General features: G+C 73.3%; 12 protein-coding genes. 8 read left to right on the top strand and 4 right to left on the bottom strand.

Annotated features, from left to right (window positions below):
- Positions 1-70: 70 nt before the first annotated feature.
- A complete protein-coding gene (locus IAG42_RS18920) occupies positions 71-721 on the top strand; it encodes a hypothetical protein (RefSeq protein ID WP_188338157.1) in 651 nt (216 codons plus the stop codon).
- A 295-nt stretch (positions 722-1016) separates the two neighbouring features.
- Here the strand turns inward: IAG42_RS18920 and IAG42_RS18915 are convergent, their stop codons facing one another.
- Positions 1017-2501: an MFS transporter gene (locus IAG42_RS18915; protein ID WP_188338156.1), complete on the bottom strand. Its 1485-nt coding sequence runs from the start codon at positions 2499-2501 to the stop codon at positions 1017-1019.
- Positions 2502-2678: 177 nt separating this feature from the next.
- Here IAG42_RS18915 and IAG42_RS18910 point away from each other — a divergent pair, with 177 nt between their 5' ends.
- Complete coding sequence (locus tag IAG42_RS18910; RefSeq protein WP_188341469.1) at positions 2679-3122, top strand: MarR family winged helix-turn-helix transcriptional regulator; 444 nt, start codon at positions 2679-2681, stop codon at positions 3120-3122.
- Between the two features lie 101 nt (positions 3123-3223).
- On the opposite strand, the gene IAG42_RS18905 is transcribed toward IAG42_RS18910, so the two are convergent.
- Entirely contained in the window at positions 3224-4060 is an 837-nt protein-coding gene (locus tag IAG42_RS18905) for a diacylglycerol kinase (protein WP_223206067.1), read from the bottom strand.
- A gap of 182 nt (positions 4061-4242) precedes the next feature.
- Between IAG42_RS18905 and IAG42_RS18900 the strand changes: the two genes are divergently transcribed.
- Complete coding sequence (locus IAG42_RS18900; protein ID WP_188338155.1) at positions 4243-5526, top strand: adenylosuccinate synthase; 1284 nt, start codon at positions 4243-4245, stop codon at positions 5524-5526.
- 89 nt (positions 5527-5615) lie between these two features.
- Here the strand turns inward: IAG42_RS18900 and IAG42_RS18895 are convergent, their stop codons facing one another.
- Positions 5616-6296 (bottom strand): DNA alkylation repair protein, encoded by a 681-nt coding sequence (locus IAG42_RS18895; protein ID WP_188338154.1) that lies wholly within the window; start codon positions 6294-6296, stop codon positions 5616-5618.
- A gap of 151 nt (positions 6297-6447) precedes the next feature.
- Here IAG42_RS18895 and IAG42_RS18890 point away from each other — a divergent pair, with 151 nt between their 5' ends.
- Positions 6448-9288: a type 1 periplasmic-binding domain-containing protein gene (locus IAG42_RS18890; protein ID WP_188338153.1), complete on the top strand. Its 2841-nt coding sequence runs from the start codon at positions 6448-6450 to the stop codon at positions 9286-9288.
- A 20-nt stretch (positions 9289-9308) separates the two neighbouring features.
- On the opposite strand, the gene IAG42_RS18885 is transcribed toward IAG42_RS18890, so the two are convergent.
- Complete coding sequence (locus IAG42_RS18885) at positions 9309-11165, bottom strand: serine/threonine-protein kinase (protein WP_188341468.1); 1857 nt, start codon at positions 11163-11165, stop codon at positions 9309-9311.
- Positions 11166-11373: 208 nt separating this feature from the next.
- Between IAG42_RS18885 and IAG42_RS18880 the strand changes: the two genes are divergently transcribed.
- The 4 genes from IAG42_RS18880 to IAG42_RS18865 all read left to right on the top strand — a co-directional run bounded on the left by IAG42_RS18880 (position 11374) and on the right by IAG42_RS18865 (position 17846).
- Positions 11374-12729: an aspartate aminotransferase family protein gene (locus IAG42_RS18880; protein WP_188338152.1), complete on the top strand. Its 1356-nt coding sequence runs from the start codon at positions 11374-11376 to the stop codon at positions 12727-12729.
- Between the two features lie 1751 nt (positions 12730-14480).
- Entirely contained in the window at positions 14481-15797 is a 1317-nt protein-coding gene (locus IAG42_RS18875; protein ID WP_188338151.1) for a sensor histidine kinase, read from the top strand.
- On the top strand, positions 15794-16447 hold the full coding sequence (locus tag IAG42_RS18870; RefSeq protein WP_188338150.1) for a response regulator: 654 nt from the start codon (positions 15794-15796) through the stop codon (positions 16445-16447). Before IAG42_RS18875 ends, IAG42_RS18870 begins: the two co-directional genes overlap by 4 nt.
- 184 nt (positions 16448-16631) lie before the next feature.
- Positions 16632-17846, top strand: coding sequence for a cytochrome P450 (locus IAG42_RS18865; protein WP_188338149.1), 1215 nt, complete (start codon positions 16632-16634; stop codon positions 17844-17846).
- Positions 17847-17863 lie beyond the last annotated feature (17 nt).

Below are 17863 nucleotides of genomic sequence, written 5' to 3'. Positions count from 1 at the left end.
CGCCGTGTCGCCCATTACGCTGGCGTACGCCGGGAACCCCCGGTGCGAACGGAGCTTCGAAGGAGCCCCCTTGGCCTGTGACCTGTGGCTGGTCCCCCTGGTCGACGTGCTGTGCCACAGCCCCGACAACCCCTTCGCCGAGGAACTCGCGCTCTACGACAGGGCACTGCACGACGCGGGACTCCCGCCGGTGCCGGTCCACGCGTACATGCCGGGGCTCTCCGGTGACGTGGCCCCGGTCGCGGGGTTCGACTACGACGCGCTGCACTTCCTGCGCCGCGCCTATCTGCTCCAGCTGTGCGGGCTCGTGGTGACGCCGGTCGACGAACTGGGCGGGGACTACGAGCAGTTGCTGGAGATGTTCGAGTCGACGGCCCAGAGCTCGCACCTGGTCTGGCACTACGACCACGCGGGCGCGTACGTGCCCGTGGACTTCCCCGCGCCGCTGTCCGACGACGAACTCCTCGCCGGGGGCGGGCCGCTGGGCTCCTCGCACGCGCTGCTGCGGGAGCTGGAGTTCGTGGCGCCGGCCATCGGGATCGACCCGGCGAACCCGCCGCTGCCGCCCGTGCCTCCGGCGGCGCCGACGTCCCTCGAGGAGCCGGCCGCGTCCGTCCCCCTCGACGACAGCCCGTTCGCCCGCGAACGCCACGTCTGGCTGGGCCTCCACCAGGCCGCAACCCGCAGCCTGGCCCAAAGCTCCATGATCATCTTCAGCTGACCACACCGATCCCGAAGACGGCCCCCTGGGGGCGCACGAAGTGCGCCTTCAGGGGCGCGGGACTGTGTCCGCTCAGCGACTCCGCCCCGGGGCGCGAGCCGACGGCCCCTGGGGGCGCACGAAGTGCGCCTTCAGGGGCCCGGGACTGTGTCCGTTCAGCGACTCCGCCGCGGGGCGCGAGCCGACGGCCCCTGGGGGCGCACGAAGTGCGCCTTCAGGGGCGCGGGGAACTGCGCGAGCAACCACGACGGTGGCGCACCCGGCGACGAAGCCCGGCCCCTACGGCGCGACCCGTTCAGGAACGCGCCGCCCCCGGCCGGGCGGCCGCCGCCTCCGCCGACACCCCCGCCTCACCCCCGGCAGCGCCCACCTCGGCGGCGCGATACGGAATCGCCAGCGTGATCAGCGCCCCGATCACCGCCACCCCGCACCCGATCAACATCCCCGTACGGAACGCGTCCTCGGACGGAAGCGTGAACCCGCCCCCCGACACGGTCATCTGCGACAGCACGACCCCGATCACGGCGGCGGAGGCCGACGTACCGATGGACCGCATCAGCGTGTTGAAGCTGTTCGCCGCCGCCGTCTCGGACTGCGGCACACCACTCATGATCAGGGCCGGCATCGCACCGTAGGCGAACCCCACCCCCGCCGTGATCACACACATCACCAGCGTCAGCTGCCACGCGCTGCTCATCAGGAACCCGGAGATCCCGTACCCGATGGCGATCACGACGCTGCCGAGCAGCAGCGTGACCTTCGGCCCGTGCTTGCCGGACAGCTTCCCGCCGAGCGGCGCGACCGCCATCATCATCAGCCCGCCCGGCATCATCCACAGGCCCATCGCCATCATCGACTGCCCGAGCCCGTACCCGGTCTCCTTCGGCAGCTGCAGCAGCTGCGGCACGATCAGCGACGAGGCGTACATCGCGAAGCCGACCACGACGGACGCGGCGTTCGTCAGCAGGACCCGCGGCCGGGCGGTGGTGCGCAGGTCCACCATGGGCTCCGGTACGCGCAGCTCCCACAGCCCCCAGCCGAGCAGCACGACGACGGCGACGGCGAACAGGCCGAGCGTCGTCCCGCTCCCCCAGCCCCAGTCCGCGCCCTTCGACACGGCGAGCAGCAGCGCGACCAGACCGGCGCCGAGCGCGACGGCCCCGACGTAGTCGAAGCCGCCCGTCACCGGCGCCCGCCGCTCCGTGTCGGGCACGGCGAACTTCAGCAGCGCGGCGATGGCCACGCTCAGGCCCGCCGACACCCAGAAGAGCACGCGCCAGCTGCCGTAGTCCGCGATCGCCGAGGCGAACGGCAGCCCGAGCGCGCCGCCGATACCGAGCGAGGCGCTCATCAGGGCGATGGACGTGCCGAGCTTCTCCGGCGGCACGAGATCGCGCAGCAGGCTGATGCCGAGCGGCACGAGACCGACGCCGAGGCCCTGGAGGCCCCGGCCGACGACCATCGTGGTCAGGCCGGAGGCCAGCGCGGCGACGACCGAACCGGCGATCAGCGGCACGGTCGAGACGAGCAGCATCCGCCGCTTGCCGTACAGGTCTCCGAGCCGCCCCATGATCGGCGTGGCGACGGCGCCCGCGAGCAGGGTGACGGTGACGACCCAGGTCGCGTTCGACCGGGAGGTGCCGAGGATGCGCGGCAGCTCGCCGAGCAGGGGCACGACCAGGGTCTGCATGACCGAGGCCACGATGCCGCCGAACGCGAGTACGGCGACGATGCGCCCGGGGTGGCCGGTGGGCGCGGCCCCGGGCTTGCTGGCTTCCATGGCGGTTGAGCTCCTTCGTCCTTGGGATGTGCACCGTACAATTCATGTGCACGATGCACAACACATGTACGGTGCATATCGCCGTGATATACCTGCCGGTAAGCGGAGGAAGGACGGGTCGAGGTGGCTGAGGTGGCTGACGCGAGCGAGGGCTCGGGTGGCGACAAGGACGCCACGATGCGGCAGCTCGAGTTCGAGACGATGCTGTTCAACCGGCACGCGTATCTCTTCGCGCACCGCGCCAGAGCGTCGATCTGGAACCTCGACCGCAGCGCCTACATCCTGCTCACCCGCATCCAGATGGTCGGCCCGATGTCGATCGGCCAGCTCAGCGAGGCGACCGGGCTCGACGCGTCGACGCTGAACCGGCAGACCGCCGCGATGACCCGGCAGGGCCTCGTCGAGCGCATCCCCGACCCCGACGGCGGGATCGCCCGCAAGTTCCGGATCACGGAGGAGGGCGAGCGCGCGCTGGACGGCGACCGCGCCCGCAACCTCGGCATTCTGGAGGACCTGATGGACGACTGGACCCCCGCCGAGGCCGCGACCTTCACCGCGTCCCTGCACCGCCTCAACCGAGCGATAGAACGCCTCGACGGCCGCCCCTGGCCCCGCCCCTGACCGTCCACCTCCCCGTGGCGCCGCGGACGGCAGCGCAGTCCAGCCCCGACGGTGACCCCGACGCGGCCCCACCCGCACCCGCGCCGAGCCCCCGCGGCCCGCTACGGCAACGCCAGCGCCCACGCCCCCGCGCGGACCGCCCAGGTCCGTCTCCGTACCGGACCCCCGATCACCGCGTCGGCCCGGTACCGGAAATCGGCCCCCGAGACGGTCACGCTCCGGGCTGCCACCCGGACCGCCCCGCCGGCGGCGCCGACCCGCACCTCGACCTGCGCGAAGCCCGCCCCCGCCCCCACGGACACCCCGTCGACCGGCTGGTCCAGGTCCACCAGCATCACCCCGTCGGCCTCGACCCGGAGCCGGGCCGCCGCCCCCGGCGCGGGCGCCGCGCTCCCCGCCGACCGCGTCCCGAACCCGCGCACCAGCGACCGGCACGTCCGCAGGAACGGCAGTCCGGAACCGCCGGAGCTCTCCCCGGAAGGCCCGACCGGCGGGATCCGGAGCTCGCCGAGCACCACCCCGTCACTGTCGTCGACCAGCAGGTCGAGCCGCCGCTCCACCCCGTCGAGCGCCGCCCGCGCCGCCGCGACCGGGCCCGCCGGCACCCCGAGGGAGCGCGCGAGCCCCACGGAAGCCCCCACGGGCACCATCGCCAGCACGGCGTCGCCCAGCTCCCGGTCCCGGTGGAGCAGCGACACGGCCCGCAGCAATGCCCGGTCGTCGCCCACGACCACGGGCCGCCTCCCGCCCCGCCGCGCCAGCGCCCGCGCGAACTCCGCGGGCCCCTCCGGCAGGCACACCTTCGCGGTCGCGGCCGCGCACAGAACGTCCTTCGCGATCCGTACGGACTCCCCGTCCGCACGCCGCGCCGACGGGTCCACGATCACCAGGAGCTGCCGCGACAGCGCCTCGCCCACGCGGTCCGACGGATGGTCCAAAGCCGCCACCTCGGCTCCGCCTCGCTTCCTCGGGTAGCATCTTTGTGCAAGAGCCCCTTGCGCTATTGCGCCAGGGGCTTCGTCTATTCCGGGGTACCCCAAGGTTCACGAAGGCTGTGACGCACATCAGCGGCTGCGGCCCCTGACCTTGGACATGCCCCGCCCGGAAGGGGTGTACGCCTGTGCCCGCACTTGTGCTGCTCGGTGCTCAGTGGGGTGACGAAGGCAAGGGAAAGGCCACCGACCTGCTCGGTGGGTCCGTGGACTACGTAGTGCGCTACCAGGGCGGCAACAACGCCGGCCACACGGTTGTCGTAGGCGACCAGAAGTACGCGCTGCACCTCCTCCCTTCCGGAATCCTCTCCCCGGACTGCACGCCGGTCATCGGTAACGGTGTCGTCGTCGACCCGTCGGTCCTGCTCTCCGAGCTGAGCGGTCTGAACGAGCGCGGCGTCGACACGTCCAAGCTCCTGATCAGCGGCAACGCTCACATCATCACGCCGTACAACGTCACGGTCGACAAGGTGACGGAGCGCTTCCTCGGCAAGCGCAAGATCGGCACGACCGGGCGCGGCATCGGCCCGACCTACGCGGACAAGATCAACCGCGTCGGTATCCGCGTGCAGGACCTCTACGACGAGTCGATCCTCACCCAGAAGGTCGAAGCGGCGCTCGAGGTCAAGAACCAGCTCCTGACCAAGCTGTACAACCGTCGCGCGATCGAGTCGCAGCAGGTGGTGGAGGAGCTCCTCGGTTACGCGGACCAGATCAAGGGCTACGTGGCCGACACGACCCTGATCCTGAACAACGCCCTCGAGGAGAACAAGGTCGTCCTCTTCGAAGGCGGCCAGGGCACGCTCCTGGACATCGACCACGGCACGTACCCCTTCGTCACCTCGTCGAACCCGACCGCGGGCGGCGCCTGCACCGGCGCCGGCGTCGGCCCGACGAAGATCAGCCGCGTCATCGGCATCCTGAAGGCGTACACCACGCGAGTCGGCGCGGGCCCGTTCCCGACCGAGCTCTTCGACCAGGACGGCGAGGACCTGCGCCGCATCGGCGGCGAGCGCGGTGTCACCACCGGCCGTGACCGTCGCTGCGGCTGGTTCGACGCGGTCATCGCCCGCTACGCGACCCGCGTCAACGGCCTGACCGACTTCTTCCTCACCAAGCTCGACGTCCTCACCGGCTGGGAGCAGATCCCGGTCTGCGTCGCGTACGAGATCGACGGCAAGCGCGTCGAGGAGCTGCCGTACTCCCAGACCGACTTCCACCACGCGAAGCCGATCTACGAGACCCTGCCCGGCTGGTCGGAGGACATCACGAAGGCCAAGACCTTCGCCGACCTCCCCAAGAACGCGCAGGCGTACGTGAAGGCCCTGGAGGACATGTCCGGCGCCCCCATCTCGGCCATCGGCGTCGGCCCCGGCCGCGACGAGACGATCGAGATCAACTCGTTCCTGTAACCCAGGACGCGCCTCACGACCGACGCCCCGCCCCGCCCACCCGGCGGGGCGGGGCGTCGGCCTTTCCGGGGTCAGCCCGTCGCGGTCTGTCAGCCCTTCGCGGACTGCCTCCGGACGATCTCCGTGATCCAGGTCGGGGCGTAGGGGGACGTGCAGCCGGGTGGGGTCGGGTGGTCCTTGAGGACTTCGAGGCGTTCGCCGATCGCGAGGGCGCGGGGGCGGAGGGGCACGTGGGAGATGCCGATCTGGGCCAGGCAGTGGTTCATCGCCCACTGGAGGCGGTCGGGGGCCGTCTTCATGTCGGACTCGATCGTGTCGAGGAGGGCGGGGAGGTCCAGGCCGGCCGGCTTCTTCGCGACGCGGTCCGTGGTCAGGGCCCAGCCGGCGCTCGCGACGACCGGGTCGGGGTCCTCCAGCCAGGCCAGGCGGAGGTCCTCCGCGTGCGGGCTCTTCTTCACGACGTAGGAGACGAGCCAGTCGTGGACCTTCGGGGTGCGGGCCGTGCGGAGCATCGTGTCCAGCTCGTCGCGGGGGAAGGCCTTGGGGCGGGCGACGAGGAGGGCCAGGAGTTTCGCGGCCGTGTCGTCGGTGGACCACAGGGCGCGGGCCAGGTCCTGGTCGGGTCCGACGCGCTTGGCGAGGGCGCGCAGCCTGGTGAGGTTCACGCCGTGGTCGTCGCCGTGCCTCTCGTTGACGGCGCGCGCCTTCGGGTCCTCCAGCGCGGCCAGTTCGGCCCGGGCCTGCGCGAGCGTCGTCGCCGTACCGGTCACTGCTCTTTCCTCTCGTTCGTCCCCCGCCTCACACGTTAGCTCCGCGGACCGACAGCGGCGGCTTCGCCGTTTTCGGCGACTCCGGTCCCAACTCTCCTGTTCTGCCTCATACTTGACCGCCCCATGACATCAAGGCCAAGGGATCGCGACGATGGGATTCCCGAACGACGAGGGCGCGACGGAGTTTCTGCGAGCCTTCAGAGCAGCCGTCTACCCCGAGCGGTGGCAGGTGCTCAAACCGGCGAGCACACCCCTGCCCCCGGTCCTGCTGGACACCGGCGGGTTCGGTGACGAGCGGTGCGCGCGCCGGCAGCGGGTGCTCGACTCGCTGGAGCGGGCGCTGCGCACCGGGGACGGGCGGGCCGTCGCCTTCTCGCGCCCCCAGCAGCTGCCGCCGGACCGGCCCGGCGAGGAGCTGCTCACCCTCCGCGTGGGCCGCGACCTGCGCACCCAGCCGCCCCGCCACGTCGGTGAACTGCGGCTGCGGGACTTCGAGTTCGTCGCCCGGATGGTGTCGTACGCGATCCGGCTCGCCCGGCTGCCCCGGGAGGGCGACGGCGCCCTCACCGACGCCGAGCTGAACGACCGCCTGCAGGGCCGGGAGCTGCGCGACGCCCTGTACGCGCAGCGGGTCGCCGAGTCGAAGGGCCCGGCGCACCACCTGGCGAAGCTCGTGCCGGCGGCGGACGGCGGCAATCTCGTCCTCGCCTACCTGTCGCGGCTGCTGTCCCACCCCCTCTTCTACAGCCTGCCCCGCAAACTGTGGGACCGGCGCTGGGGCCACCGCCTGCTGCGCTCGCGCCGCTACGGCTGGTACCGCGCCTGGCTGCACCTCGCACACCCCGCGCGGTCTGTCTTCGACCAGGTCGGCGACGTCGTCGTGGCGCAGGGCCTCGCGCTGCGCGGCCCCGGGCACGAGCGCCAGAACGCGCTGCTCGAACTGGAGAAACTGCTGCTGCGCGCCCTCCTGTCCGACCTGCACCGCTCGCATCCGGCGCGCCTCGCGGGCCCCTGGAAGCGCCGCCGCCGCACCCGTCGCGTCGTCCTGCTCGAACTGCCCGCCGCGGACACCCCGCAGGGTCACGACGCGGCACGCTTCCTCCAGGCGTACCGCAGCGCCTACCGGGCGCCGGGCTCCGCGTCCCTGTTCGTCGTCGGGGCAGGCGAGCCGGAAGGCCATCCGGAGGCCGCCGGGCAGACCTGGCACCGGCAGGACGTGGAGAGCCTCGCCGTCGTGGGCCAGCACCTGACCGACCCGCCCGCCGAGCACGGGGATGTCGAGGCGGCGCCCTGGATCCTCGGCCGCCGCTTCGCGGACCCGGCGTTCGCGGGCGAGGGCCTGCCGGTCGCCCGGCTGCGCCCGCCCGCGCCGATGTGGGGGCCGCGCCTGGAGGCCGCGGCGATCGGCGTCGTGCTGGCCGCGCTGATCGGGACCGGCGTGAGCATGAGCCCGCTCGGCGGGGCGGACGAGGGCACGTACGCGCGCTGCCTGGACGGCACCAGGGTCTCGCGCGGCGCCGGGAAGCCCGAGGAGATCCTCGATCTGCACGTGGCGCGCAACGCGCTGCGCGACGACGATCCGGCCGCCGCCTACCGCAAGGTGCTCGTGCAGATCGAGAAGAACAACCGGCGGGCCGAGGACGACGAGAAGGCGACCGCGTCGGCCCCGATCGAGGAGCAGTACGTCGTCCGCACGGTCGTCTACGTCGCCCCGTCGCCCACCGAGGGCGCGTACAAGGCGCTGTCGGAGCTGCGCGGCATCTGGCTGGCGCAGTCCCGGTTCAACACCGAGGCGCACCGGGACAGCAGCCGCAGCCGGGTCGCGCTCCGCGTGGACGTGCGGGACGCGGGCCCGCACTTCGAGCGGGCGGAGAAGGTCGCGGACGGCATCGTGCGCGACGTGGAGCGCACGCGTGCGGCCCGGGACCACCGCACGGTCGTCGGCGTCATCGGCTTCGCCGAGAGCCGGCACGAGACGCGGGCGGCGGCCCGCGTCCTCAGCGAGCACCAGGTGCCGGCGATCAGCACGACGGCGTCGGCGGACGCGATGGAGAAGGCCGGACCGTACTACCGGCCGATGGCCCCCAACGACGACCGCGAGAGCACGCTCGCCGTGCAGCTCGCGCACGAGGGCCCGGTGATCGAGGCGGACGGCGGGGACGGCGCGGGCGGCGGGCCCGCGCGGTGCGAGTCGGCGACCCAGGCGGTCGTCGTGAGCACCGAGGCGGACCTCTACAGCAACGAGATCGGCGCCGAGTTCGTCCGGAAGTTCGACGCGCTGGAGCCGGGCGGCGCCAAGATGCTCCGCTACTCCGGCGACTCGGGCGACCCCGCCGAGATCGCCCAGCAGATCTGCGGATACGTCACGGCGAACCCGCGCACCGTCGTCTACTGGTCGTCCCGCGTGAACAGTTTCAGCAGCTTCCTGTCCAGCTACACCAGGACCGAGTGCACGGGCCGCACCCTGACAGTCATCGGCGGCAACGACATCACCAACGCCGAACTGAACGGCGACTTCAAGTACAACGTGTCGGAGCTGCGGCTCTACCACACGGCCCACGTACTGCCCGCGGGCCACGAACTGGCGAACAACGTGGCACGCCGCTACGTCCGCAACTACGCCTACTACGCGGGCCCGGACGACAAGTGGCGCGACGACGGGCACGGCCCGATGGCCCACGACGCCTACCTCGTGATGAGCGCGGCCGCGGACGACGCCAACGCCAGCAACCGGCAGGACGTCACCCCGTCCGCGCTGAAGTCCAAGCTCGACAACCGGATCGCCCTGCAGGGCACGAGCGGCGCCATCCGCTACCCGCAGAGCAACCCCGGTTCGAAGCCTCCGCGCGACAAGGCGATCGTGATCGAGATGGCCACCGAGGGCGAACCCCGGCTGGTGGCGTACTGCGGCGCGTTCGGCCTCGGCCCGGAGCTGCGCAGGACGACGTGGGGGCCGGACGACAGTCTGGACTGCCCGGCCGACTCACGCTGAGCCGCCCGCACCGGCCGCCGTCAGCCCTCCTTGTCGTACGTGAGGACCTGGCGGTGGCCGGTCGAGTCGATCAGGGTGCGGCGCAGCTCGCCCGAGGACAGGACCGTCACCGTGCTCGGCGTGCCGGGGCGGCACGCGACCTGCGGCTCGGCGACGACCGCCTCCGTGCCCTGGACGTTCAGGGTGGAGTCGTCGGCGGACGCGAGGGCGCCCTCGAACTCGCAGTGGTACGGGGATCCGCTGTCCAGCGTGCCGTCCTGGGTCAGCCTGAGCACGGTGTCGCCGGGCTCGCCCTGCTCGATGACGAGGGTGCGGGTGATGTGCCCGTAGTCGTTGTCCTGCTCGTTCGTCCACGTGCCCAGGAACTTCGCCGGGATGTCGCCCGCCCCGGCCTGCGCCGGGTCGGACTGCGACGGGGAGTCGGGCGGCTCGGTGGACTGCTGCCCCGGGGTCGTCTCGCCGCCCTGCTGCGAGGGCGCGGCCGAGGACTGGCCGGACGGCTTCGGGTCGTCGCCGCCCTTGCCCTCGGCCGAGCCGTCGTTCTTCATCAGCGCGTACACCGAGCCGCCCGCGCCGAGCGCCACGATCAGCGCGACCGCGACGAGCGCCGCCGTGGAGCGGCCCCGGCGCGGGGGCTCCTGCGGCGGGACGCCGACGGGGGCGAGACCGGGACCGTAGGGCGGCGTCTGGTTCCACACCGGCTGCGGCTGCGGCTGGGCGTGGAGGTGCGGCTGGGGGTGCGCCTGCGGGTAGCCGTACGCGGGCGGGGCCGGAGGCGTCGGCGCCGCGGCGTCCTGGCCGACGATCATCGTCGGGAGATGGTCGAGCTGCGCCCCGCCCGGAGCGCCCGGCGGCGGCGGCGCGTCGGGCTCCGCGGCCTGCGCGGGCGCCGGGGCGGGCTCCGGGGCGGGCGGCAGCGCGGGCCGGGCCGGGGCCGCCGGCAGGGAGGCCTGCTCCGGGTCCTCCGAGTCGAGCAGCTGCACGGCGTGCCGCCCCAGCTGCGCCACGAGCGCGCCCGGCAGCCACGGGTCCCGGGTGCGCCCGCCGTCCCCGAGCGTGTCCTCCGCGCCCGTCCGCTCCAGGATGTCCTCGAGCGTCGGCCGGTCGGCGGGCCGCTTGCGCAGACAGTCCCGTACGAGCTCCTGCAGGCCCTCCGGCAGCCCGTCGAGGTCCGGCTCCTCCTGCGCGATACGGAACATCAGGGCGTGCACCCCGCTGTTCGACGTACCGAAGGGCAGCGCGCCCGACGCCGCGTAGGCCAGCACCGAACCGAGGCAGAACACGTCGCAGGCCGGGGTGATGCGGTCCCCGCGCACCTGCTCCGGCGCCATGAAACCGGGCGAGCCGACGAGTGCGCCGGTCCGCGTCAGACCGCCGTCCGTGACCGTCTCCAGGGCGCGCGCGATGCCGAAGTCGATGACGCGCGGGCCGTCGATCGTCACCAGCACGTTCGACGGCTTCAGGTCGCGGTGGATCAGGCCCGCCGCGTGGATGTCCTGCAGCGCGTGCGCGAGGCCCGCCGCCAGGATCCGTACCGAACGCTCGGGCAGCGCGCCGTGATCGTGCGAGACGACCTGCTGGAGCGAGGGACCCGCGACATAGCCCGTGGCCAGCCACGGCACCGCGGCCTCCGTGTCGGCGTCGAGCACCGGCGCCGTCCAAGCGCCGCCCACCCGCTGCGCCGCCTGCACCTCCTGCCGGAAGCGATTGCGGAACTCCTCCTGCTCGGCGAGCTCCTCGCGCACCAGCTTCACGGCGACCGTGCGGCCCCGCTCCGAGCGCGCCAGATAGACCTGCCCCATCCCACCGGCCCCGAGCCGCCCCAGCAGCCGGTACGCGCCGATGTGCTGCGGGTCGCCCGGCCCCAGCCGGTCCAGTCTGTCCATGTCGCGCCACCCTCCCCCGAATCGTGACCAACAGCACGAGAATAGTGCGGGCCTACGACACAGAGGACCGATGCGCCTTCTACGGTTCCGTAACGCCAGGGAACGGCCGGGGAACCCCGACAAACTGTCGCGTTCGGCGGCGGCGGGCGTACAGGACGCCGATGGTGCGCCCACAGTGCGGACATCTACCCTCGGGCTCATGACCCCTCAGCCGAATCCCCAGGTCGGCGCCGCCGTCAAGGCCGCGGACCGCAAGCACGTGTTCCACTCCTGGTCCGCGCAGGAACTCATCGACCCGCTCGCCGTCGCCGGCGCAGAAGGCTCCTACTTCTGGGACTACGAGGGCAACCGGTACCTCGACTTCACGTCCGGGCTCGTCTACACGAACATCGGGTACCAGCACCCGAAGGTCGTCGCCGCGATCCAGGAGCAGGCCGCGACGATGACGACGTTCGCGCCCGCGTTCGCCGTCGAGTCCCGCTCGGAGGCCGCCCGCCTCATCGCCGAGCGCACGCCCGGCGACCTCGACAAGATCTTCTTCACCAACGCCGGTGCCGACGCCGTCGAGCACGCCCTGCGCATGGCCCGTCTGCACACGGGCCGGCCCAAGGTGCTCGCCGCGTACCGCTCGTACCACGGCGGCACCCAGCAGGCGATCAACGTGACGGGTGACCCGCGCCGCTGGGCCAGCGACACGGGCTCCGCGGGCGTCGTCCGGTTCTGGGCGCCGTTCCTGTACCGGTCCCGCTTCTTCGCCGAGACGGAGGAGCAGGAGTGCGCCCGCGCGCTGGAGCACCTGGAGACGACGATCCAGTTCGAGGGTCCGGCGACGATCGCCGCGATCATCCTGGAGACCGTGCCGGGCACCGCGGGCATCATGCTGCCGCCCGCGGGCTACCTGGCCGGCGTGCGCGAGCTGTGCGACAAGTACGGCATCGTCATGGTCCTCGACGAGGTCATGGCCGGCTTCGGGCGCACCGGTGAGTGGTTCGCCGCCGACCTGTACGACGTGACGCCGGACCTGCTGACCTTCGCCAAGGGCGTCAACTCGGGGTACGTACCGCTGGGCGGTGTCGCGATCTCCGGCGCCATCGCGGAGACCTTCGCCAAGCGGCCCTACCCGGGCGGTCTCACCTACTCCGGGCACCCGCTGGCCTGCGCCGCGGCCGTCGCCACCATCAACGTGATGGAGGAGGAGGGCATCGTCGCCAACGCGGCGCGGCTCGGGACGGAGGTCGTCGAGCCCGGGCTGCGGGAGCTCGCCGAGCGGCATCCGTCGGTGGGCGAGGTGCGCGGCGTCGGCATGTTCTGGGCGCTCGAACTCGTACGGGACCGGGAGACGCGGGAGCCATTCGTGCCGTACGCGGCCGCGGGCGAGGCCAACGCTCCCATGGCGGCGTTCGCGGGGGCCGCCAAGGCGAACGGTCTGTGGCCCTTCGTCAACATGAACCGCACGCATGTCGTGCCGGCCCTCAACATCACCGAGGCCGAACTGAAGGAGGGCCTCGCGGCCCTGGACGCGGCGCTCTCCGTCGCGGACGAGCACGTGGCCTGACGTCCCCTTTTCACCGGCCCGCGACTGCGGTTCGCGGCTGCGGGCTGGTGGGGCGGGGCGGTGCCGTCGGGGGGCGGTGCCGTCGGGGGGGGCGGTGCCGCAGGGGGTGCAGTGCCGTCGGGGGGCGGTGCCGCAGGGGGTGCAGTGCCGCCGGGGGGCGGTGCCGTCGCCGGGTGCCGCGCCGTCGTGGCTGGTCGCGCAGTTCCCCGCGCCCCTGACGGGGCGTCCCTGGCCCGGCACTTCCAGGTCCCCGGGGTTGGCTTCTCCGGCGTCCGGACTCCGACTTCTGATCTCTGGCGTAGGGCCTCTCATTTGGCCCGCCGCCTGCTCCCACCATCCCGCCCCCTCCGGGGGCGTCGGCCCGGCGCCCGGCCTCGGGCAGCACAGACGACCCCGGATACGGATACGGCTTCCGCAGGCCCTGGTCTCGGCCCAGCCCCGGCCTCCCGGGCGGCCCGCCCGGTTCTCCCACACCCTGACGGCATCGCCCCAGCGCCCTGCCTCCGGCCGTACTGGAGCCCCGGCTACGGCTGCCGGCCGCGCCGGTCTCGGCCGCTCAGGCCCCCTGGCCCGCCGCTCTGCCTCCGGCCGTACTGGAGCCCTGGGTACGGCTGCCGGCCGCGCCGGTCTGGGCCACTCCGGGCCGCCTGGCCCGCCGCCCGCTCCCACACCCTGACGACCTCGCCCCAGCGCCCTGCCTCCAGCCGTACTGGAGCCCTGGGTACGGCTGCCGGCCGCGCCGGCCTGGGCCACTCCGGGCCCCCTGGCCCGCCGCCTGCTCCCACCCGCCCGCCCCCTCCGGGGGCGTCGGCCCGGCGCCCGGCCTCGGGGCAGCGCTGCGGCCCCGACCGGGTGCGTATGCGGTCTCCGTGGCCTGGAGCGAGGCAGCGCCCCAGCATCGGGTGCGCGTTCCAGTCAGTCCCGGTTGCAGCGCTCTCGCCGTTGCGGGCGAGCATCGTCGCCGGGTGCGCCAGCGTCGTGGCTGGTCGCGCAGTTCCCCGCGCCCCTGAAGGCACACTTCGTGCGCCCCAGGGGCCTGTCGGACGTGCCCCGCGATGGAGTCGCTCCGTCGGAGACAGCCCGCAGCCCTTGCGAGGTGCGCCCGGCGCTGGGGACGCCCCAGCCCTTTTGGGGTGCGCCGAGTGCTGGGGACAGCCTCAAGCCCTTGTCGGGTGCGCCCGGCGCCGGGCCGACTGCCCCCGGAGGGGGCGGGCGGGTGGGAGCAGGCGGCGGGCCAGGACTGGGCCCCAAGGCTGGGCCGGCGGCGGGGCAGACGGTTCAGGATGGACTGGGTGCGGGCCTCGCACGGGGGCGGGGCTTCGGGCTGCCATTCGCCCGTCGTACCCCGCGAAGGAGACGCCGGTCGGAGGCAGGCCAACAGCCCTTCTGGGGTACGCCCGGCGCTAGGGGCGGCCCCGAGCCCTTGTGGGGTGCGCCCGGTGCCGGGCCGACGGCCCCGGAGGGGGCGGGCGGGTGGGAGCAGGCGGCGGGCCAGGGCTGAGCCCCAGCCTGCGACCTGGCCCCCGAAAGGCACCCGCCCCGCCCGGAAGCACCCGTCCCCACCCGGAAGCACCCGTCCCCACCCGGAAGGCACCCGTCCCCGCCCGGAGAGCCAAGGCACCCGCCCCTGCCCGGAAGGACAAGGCACCCGCCCCTGCCCGGAGGGCCGCGCGTAGTACTTGAGGGGGACCCGGAGGGACCCGTCCCGGTGGGGACGACCCGGGGTGGGTGGGGCGCCTACCGTGAGGCGCATGACCGAGACGACCACCTCCGCCAGCCCCGAGCTCAGCCTGGTCAAGGCGGCGCTGAGCGGGCTCCGCGCGGACCTGTTCCGGGACGTGCGGGCGTACCGTCCGCTGCCCCGCGCCGCGGCCGACGGCCCCTGGACCCGGATGTTCCCGCGCCGGATACGCGGCGAACTGGGGGTGCTGCCGCACGCCGCCGTGCTGGCCCTCGCCCTGCTCACGTTCGCCGTCGGCGCGGAGAGCGTCAGCTTCGGCGCCGACGCGTACGTCGCCGTGCTGTGCGGAATCCTCGTGGCGGCGCCGGTGGCGCTCACGCTGCTGCGCCCCGTCCTCGCCTGGTGGGTCTCGCTGGGCGCGGCCGCCGTCCTCGTCTTCGTGACCGGCGGCTCCCCGACCCCCTGGCCCGCGGGCAGCCTCGTCGGGCACACCCTCGTGATGATGATCGTCGCGGCCCGCACCGGGCCCCGCACGGCGGCCGGCATGTGGGCGCTGAGCACGCTCTACGGGTTCGTCGTGACGCCGGTGACCGGCGGCGACTGGTACAACAGCGACGCCGTTCCGATGCTGGTCGCCTCGGGTATCGCGGTCGCCCTGGTGACCCTGGTCCAGGTCAACCGGACGGCCCGCCGCGAGGTCGTCCAGGAGCGCACGGCCGGCGCCGTCGAACGCGACCGCCGCACCCTCCTCGAGGAGCGTACGAACATCGCCCGCGAGCTGCACGACGTCGTCGCCCACCACATGTCGGTCGTCGCCATCCAGGCCGAGGCGGCCCCGTACCGCGTGGAGAACCCGCCGCCGGAGCTGGAGCAGGCGTTCGTGACGATCCGGGAGAACGCGGTGGCGGCCCTCACCGAGCTGCGCCGGGTCCTGGGCGTCGTACGGGCCGAGGACTACGAGGCGCCGGACGCGCCGCAGCCGACCCTCGCCGACCTCGACCGCCTCCTGGACAACGTCCGTGACGCCGGCCTCACCGTCGACCGTGCCGTGACCGGCGCCGTCCGTGAACTGCCGCCCGGCGTCGAGCTGTCCGCGTACCGCATCGTCCAGGAGGCCCTCAGCAACGTCCTGCGGCACGCGCCCGGCGCCCCGGCCCGGGTGGAGGTCGCGTACGTGCTCGGCGGGCTCGGCCTGCGGATCGTGAACGGGCCGCCCGGCGCCCTGGTGAAGCCCAGCCCCGGCGCGGGGCACGGGGTCACCGGCATGCGGGAGCGGGTCGCGATGCTCGGCGGCGAGATGACGGCGGGCGCGACGGACGACGGTGGCTACGAGGTCTCGGTGTTCGTGCCGGTCGCGGCCACGCCGGACGCGGAGGGCGACGCATGATCAGGGTGCTGATCGCCGACGACCAGATGATGGTCCGCGAGGGCTTCTCGGTGCTGCTGGGCGCCATGCCGGACATCGAGGTCGTCGGCGAGGCCGTCAACGGGGCGGAGGCCGTCGCCCGGGTCCGCGAACTGCGCCCCGACGTCGTCCTCATGGACATCCGCATGCCGGAGCTCAACGGCATCGACGCCACCCGCGAGATCGTCGCCGCGGGTGAGGGCGCGAAGGTCCTCGTCCTCACCACCTTCGACCTCGACGAGTACGTGTACCAGGCGCTCCGCGCGGGCGCCTCGGGCTTCCTCCTCAAGGACGCCTCGGCCCGCCAGCTCGCCGACGGGGTCCGCGTGGTGGCCTCCGGCGAGGCGCTGCTCGCACCAACGGTGACCCGCCGTCTGATCACCGAGTTCTCCAAGCTCGCCGAGACGCCCCGCGTCCGCGCCGAGGCCTACGGCGAGCTGACCGAACGGGAGACGGAGGTCCTCGTCCTCATCGCCCAGGGCCTGTCGAACGCGGAGATCGCCACCCGTCTCGTCGTCGCAGAGTCCACGATCAAGACGCACGTCAGCCGGATCCTGGTGAAGCTGGGGCTGCGCGACCGCACCCAGGCGGCGGTCTTCGCGTACGAGGCCCGCCTCGTGACCCCGAGCTGACTGCGCCTTCCTCGGGGAAATGCGACCCGGAGGGTCTGCATTTCAGGGGCGCGGGGCTGTGTCCGTCAGCGGCTCCGCCGCGGGGTGCGAGAAGCCCGATCGGGGCCGCGGACGCCGGCCGGACCCGGGCCACCCGAGCTCGTGGGCCTGTCCCCGCCCCGGACGGCAGGACTAACGTCCGCTCATGAGCCACACCGTCACCGCCTTCGACCCCTGGTCCCCGGAGTTCCTGGCCGACCCCTACCCCGCGTACCGCGCGCTGCGCGCGTCCGGCCGTGTCCACCGCTACGAGCCCACCCGCCAGTACCTGATCCCGCACCACCGGGACGTCTCCGCCCTGCTCCGGGACCGCCGTCTGGGCCGCACCTACCAACACCGCTGCACGCACGAGGAGTTCGGCCGGACCGCGCCACCGCCGGAGCACGAGCCGTTCCACACCCTCAACGACCACGGCATGCTCGACCTGGAGCCGCCGGACCACACCCGCATCCGTCGCCTCGTCTCCAAGGCCTTCACCCCGCGCACGGTCGACCGGCTGCGCCCCTACGTGGAGAAGCTGGCCGGCGACCTCGTCGGGGACCTCGTCGCGGCCGGCGGCGGCGACCTCCTGACGGCGGTCGCGGAGCCCCTCCCCGTCGCCGTCATCGCCGAGATGCTCGGCATCCCGGAGTCCGACCGGCCCCTGCTGCGCCCCTGGTCGGCGGCGATCTGCGGCATGTACGAGCTGAATCCGCCGGAGGAGACGGCACGGGCCGCGGTCCGGGCGTCCGTCGAGTTCACGGCGTATCTGCGGGAGCTGATCGCCGCCCGCCGCACCGACCCCGGCGACGACCTGGTCTCCGGTCTGATCGCCGCGTACGACGAGGGCGACCGGCTGACCGAGCAGGAGATGATCTCCACCTGCGTGCTGCTCCTGAACGCGGGCCACGAGGCCACGGTCAACTCCACGGTGAACGGCTGGGCGGCCCTGTTCCGCCACCCCGGGCAGCTGGCCGCCCTGCGCGCGGACCACTCCCTGGTCCCGTCCGCGATCGAGGAGCTGATGCGCTACGACACCCCGCTCCAGCTCTTCGAACGCTGGGTCCTGGAGGACATCGAGGTCGCCGGGACGGTCATCCCCCGGGGCTCCGAAGTGGCGCTGCTCTTCGGCTCCGCGAACCACGACCCGGAGGTCTTCCGCGACCCCGAGCGTCTGGACCTGACCCGCGCCGAGAATCCGCACATCTCCTTCAGCGCGGGCATCCACTACTGCATCGGCGCCCCGCTCGCCCGGATCGAACTCGCCGCGTCCATGCGGGCGTTGCTGACGCAGGCCCCGACGCTGCGGGCGACGTCGGAGCCTGTGCGCAAGCCGAACTTCGTGATCCGGGGCCTCGAGGGACTGCCGGTCGAGCTCTGAACCGCAGCCGGTGACCG

The sequence above is a fragment of the Streptomyces xanthii genome (assembly GCF_014621695.1).
In the GTDB taxonomy this organism is placed as follows: Bacteria; Actinomycetota; Actinomycetes; order Streptomycetales; family Streptomycetaceae; genus Streptomyces; species Streptomyces xanthii.
Note: the sequence above shows the minus strand (reverse complement) of the source record. Positions and strands in the feature narration are given on the sequence as shown.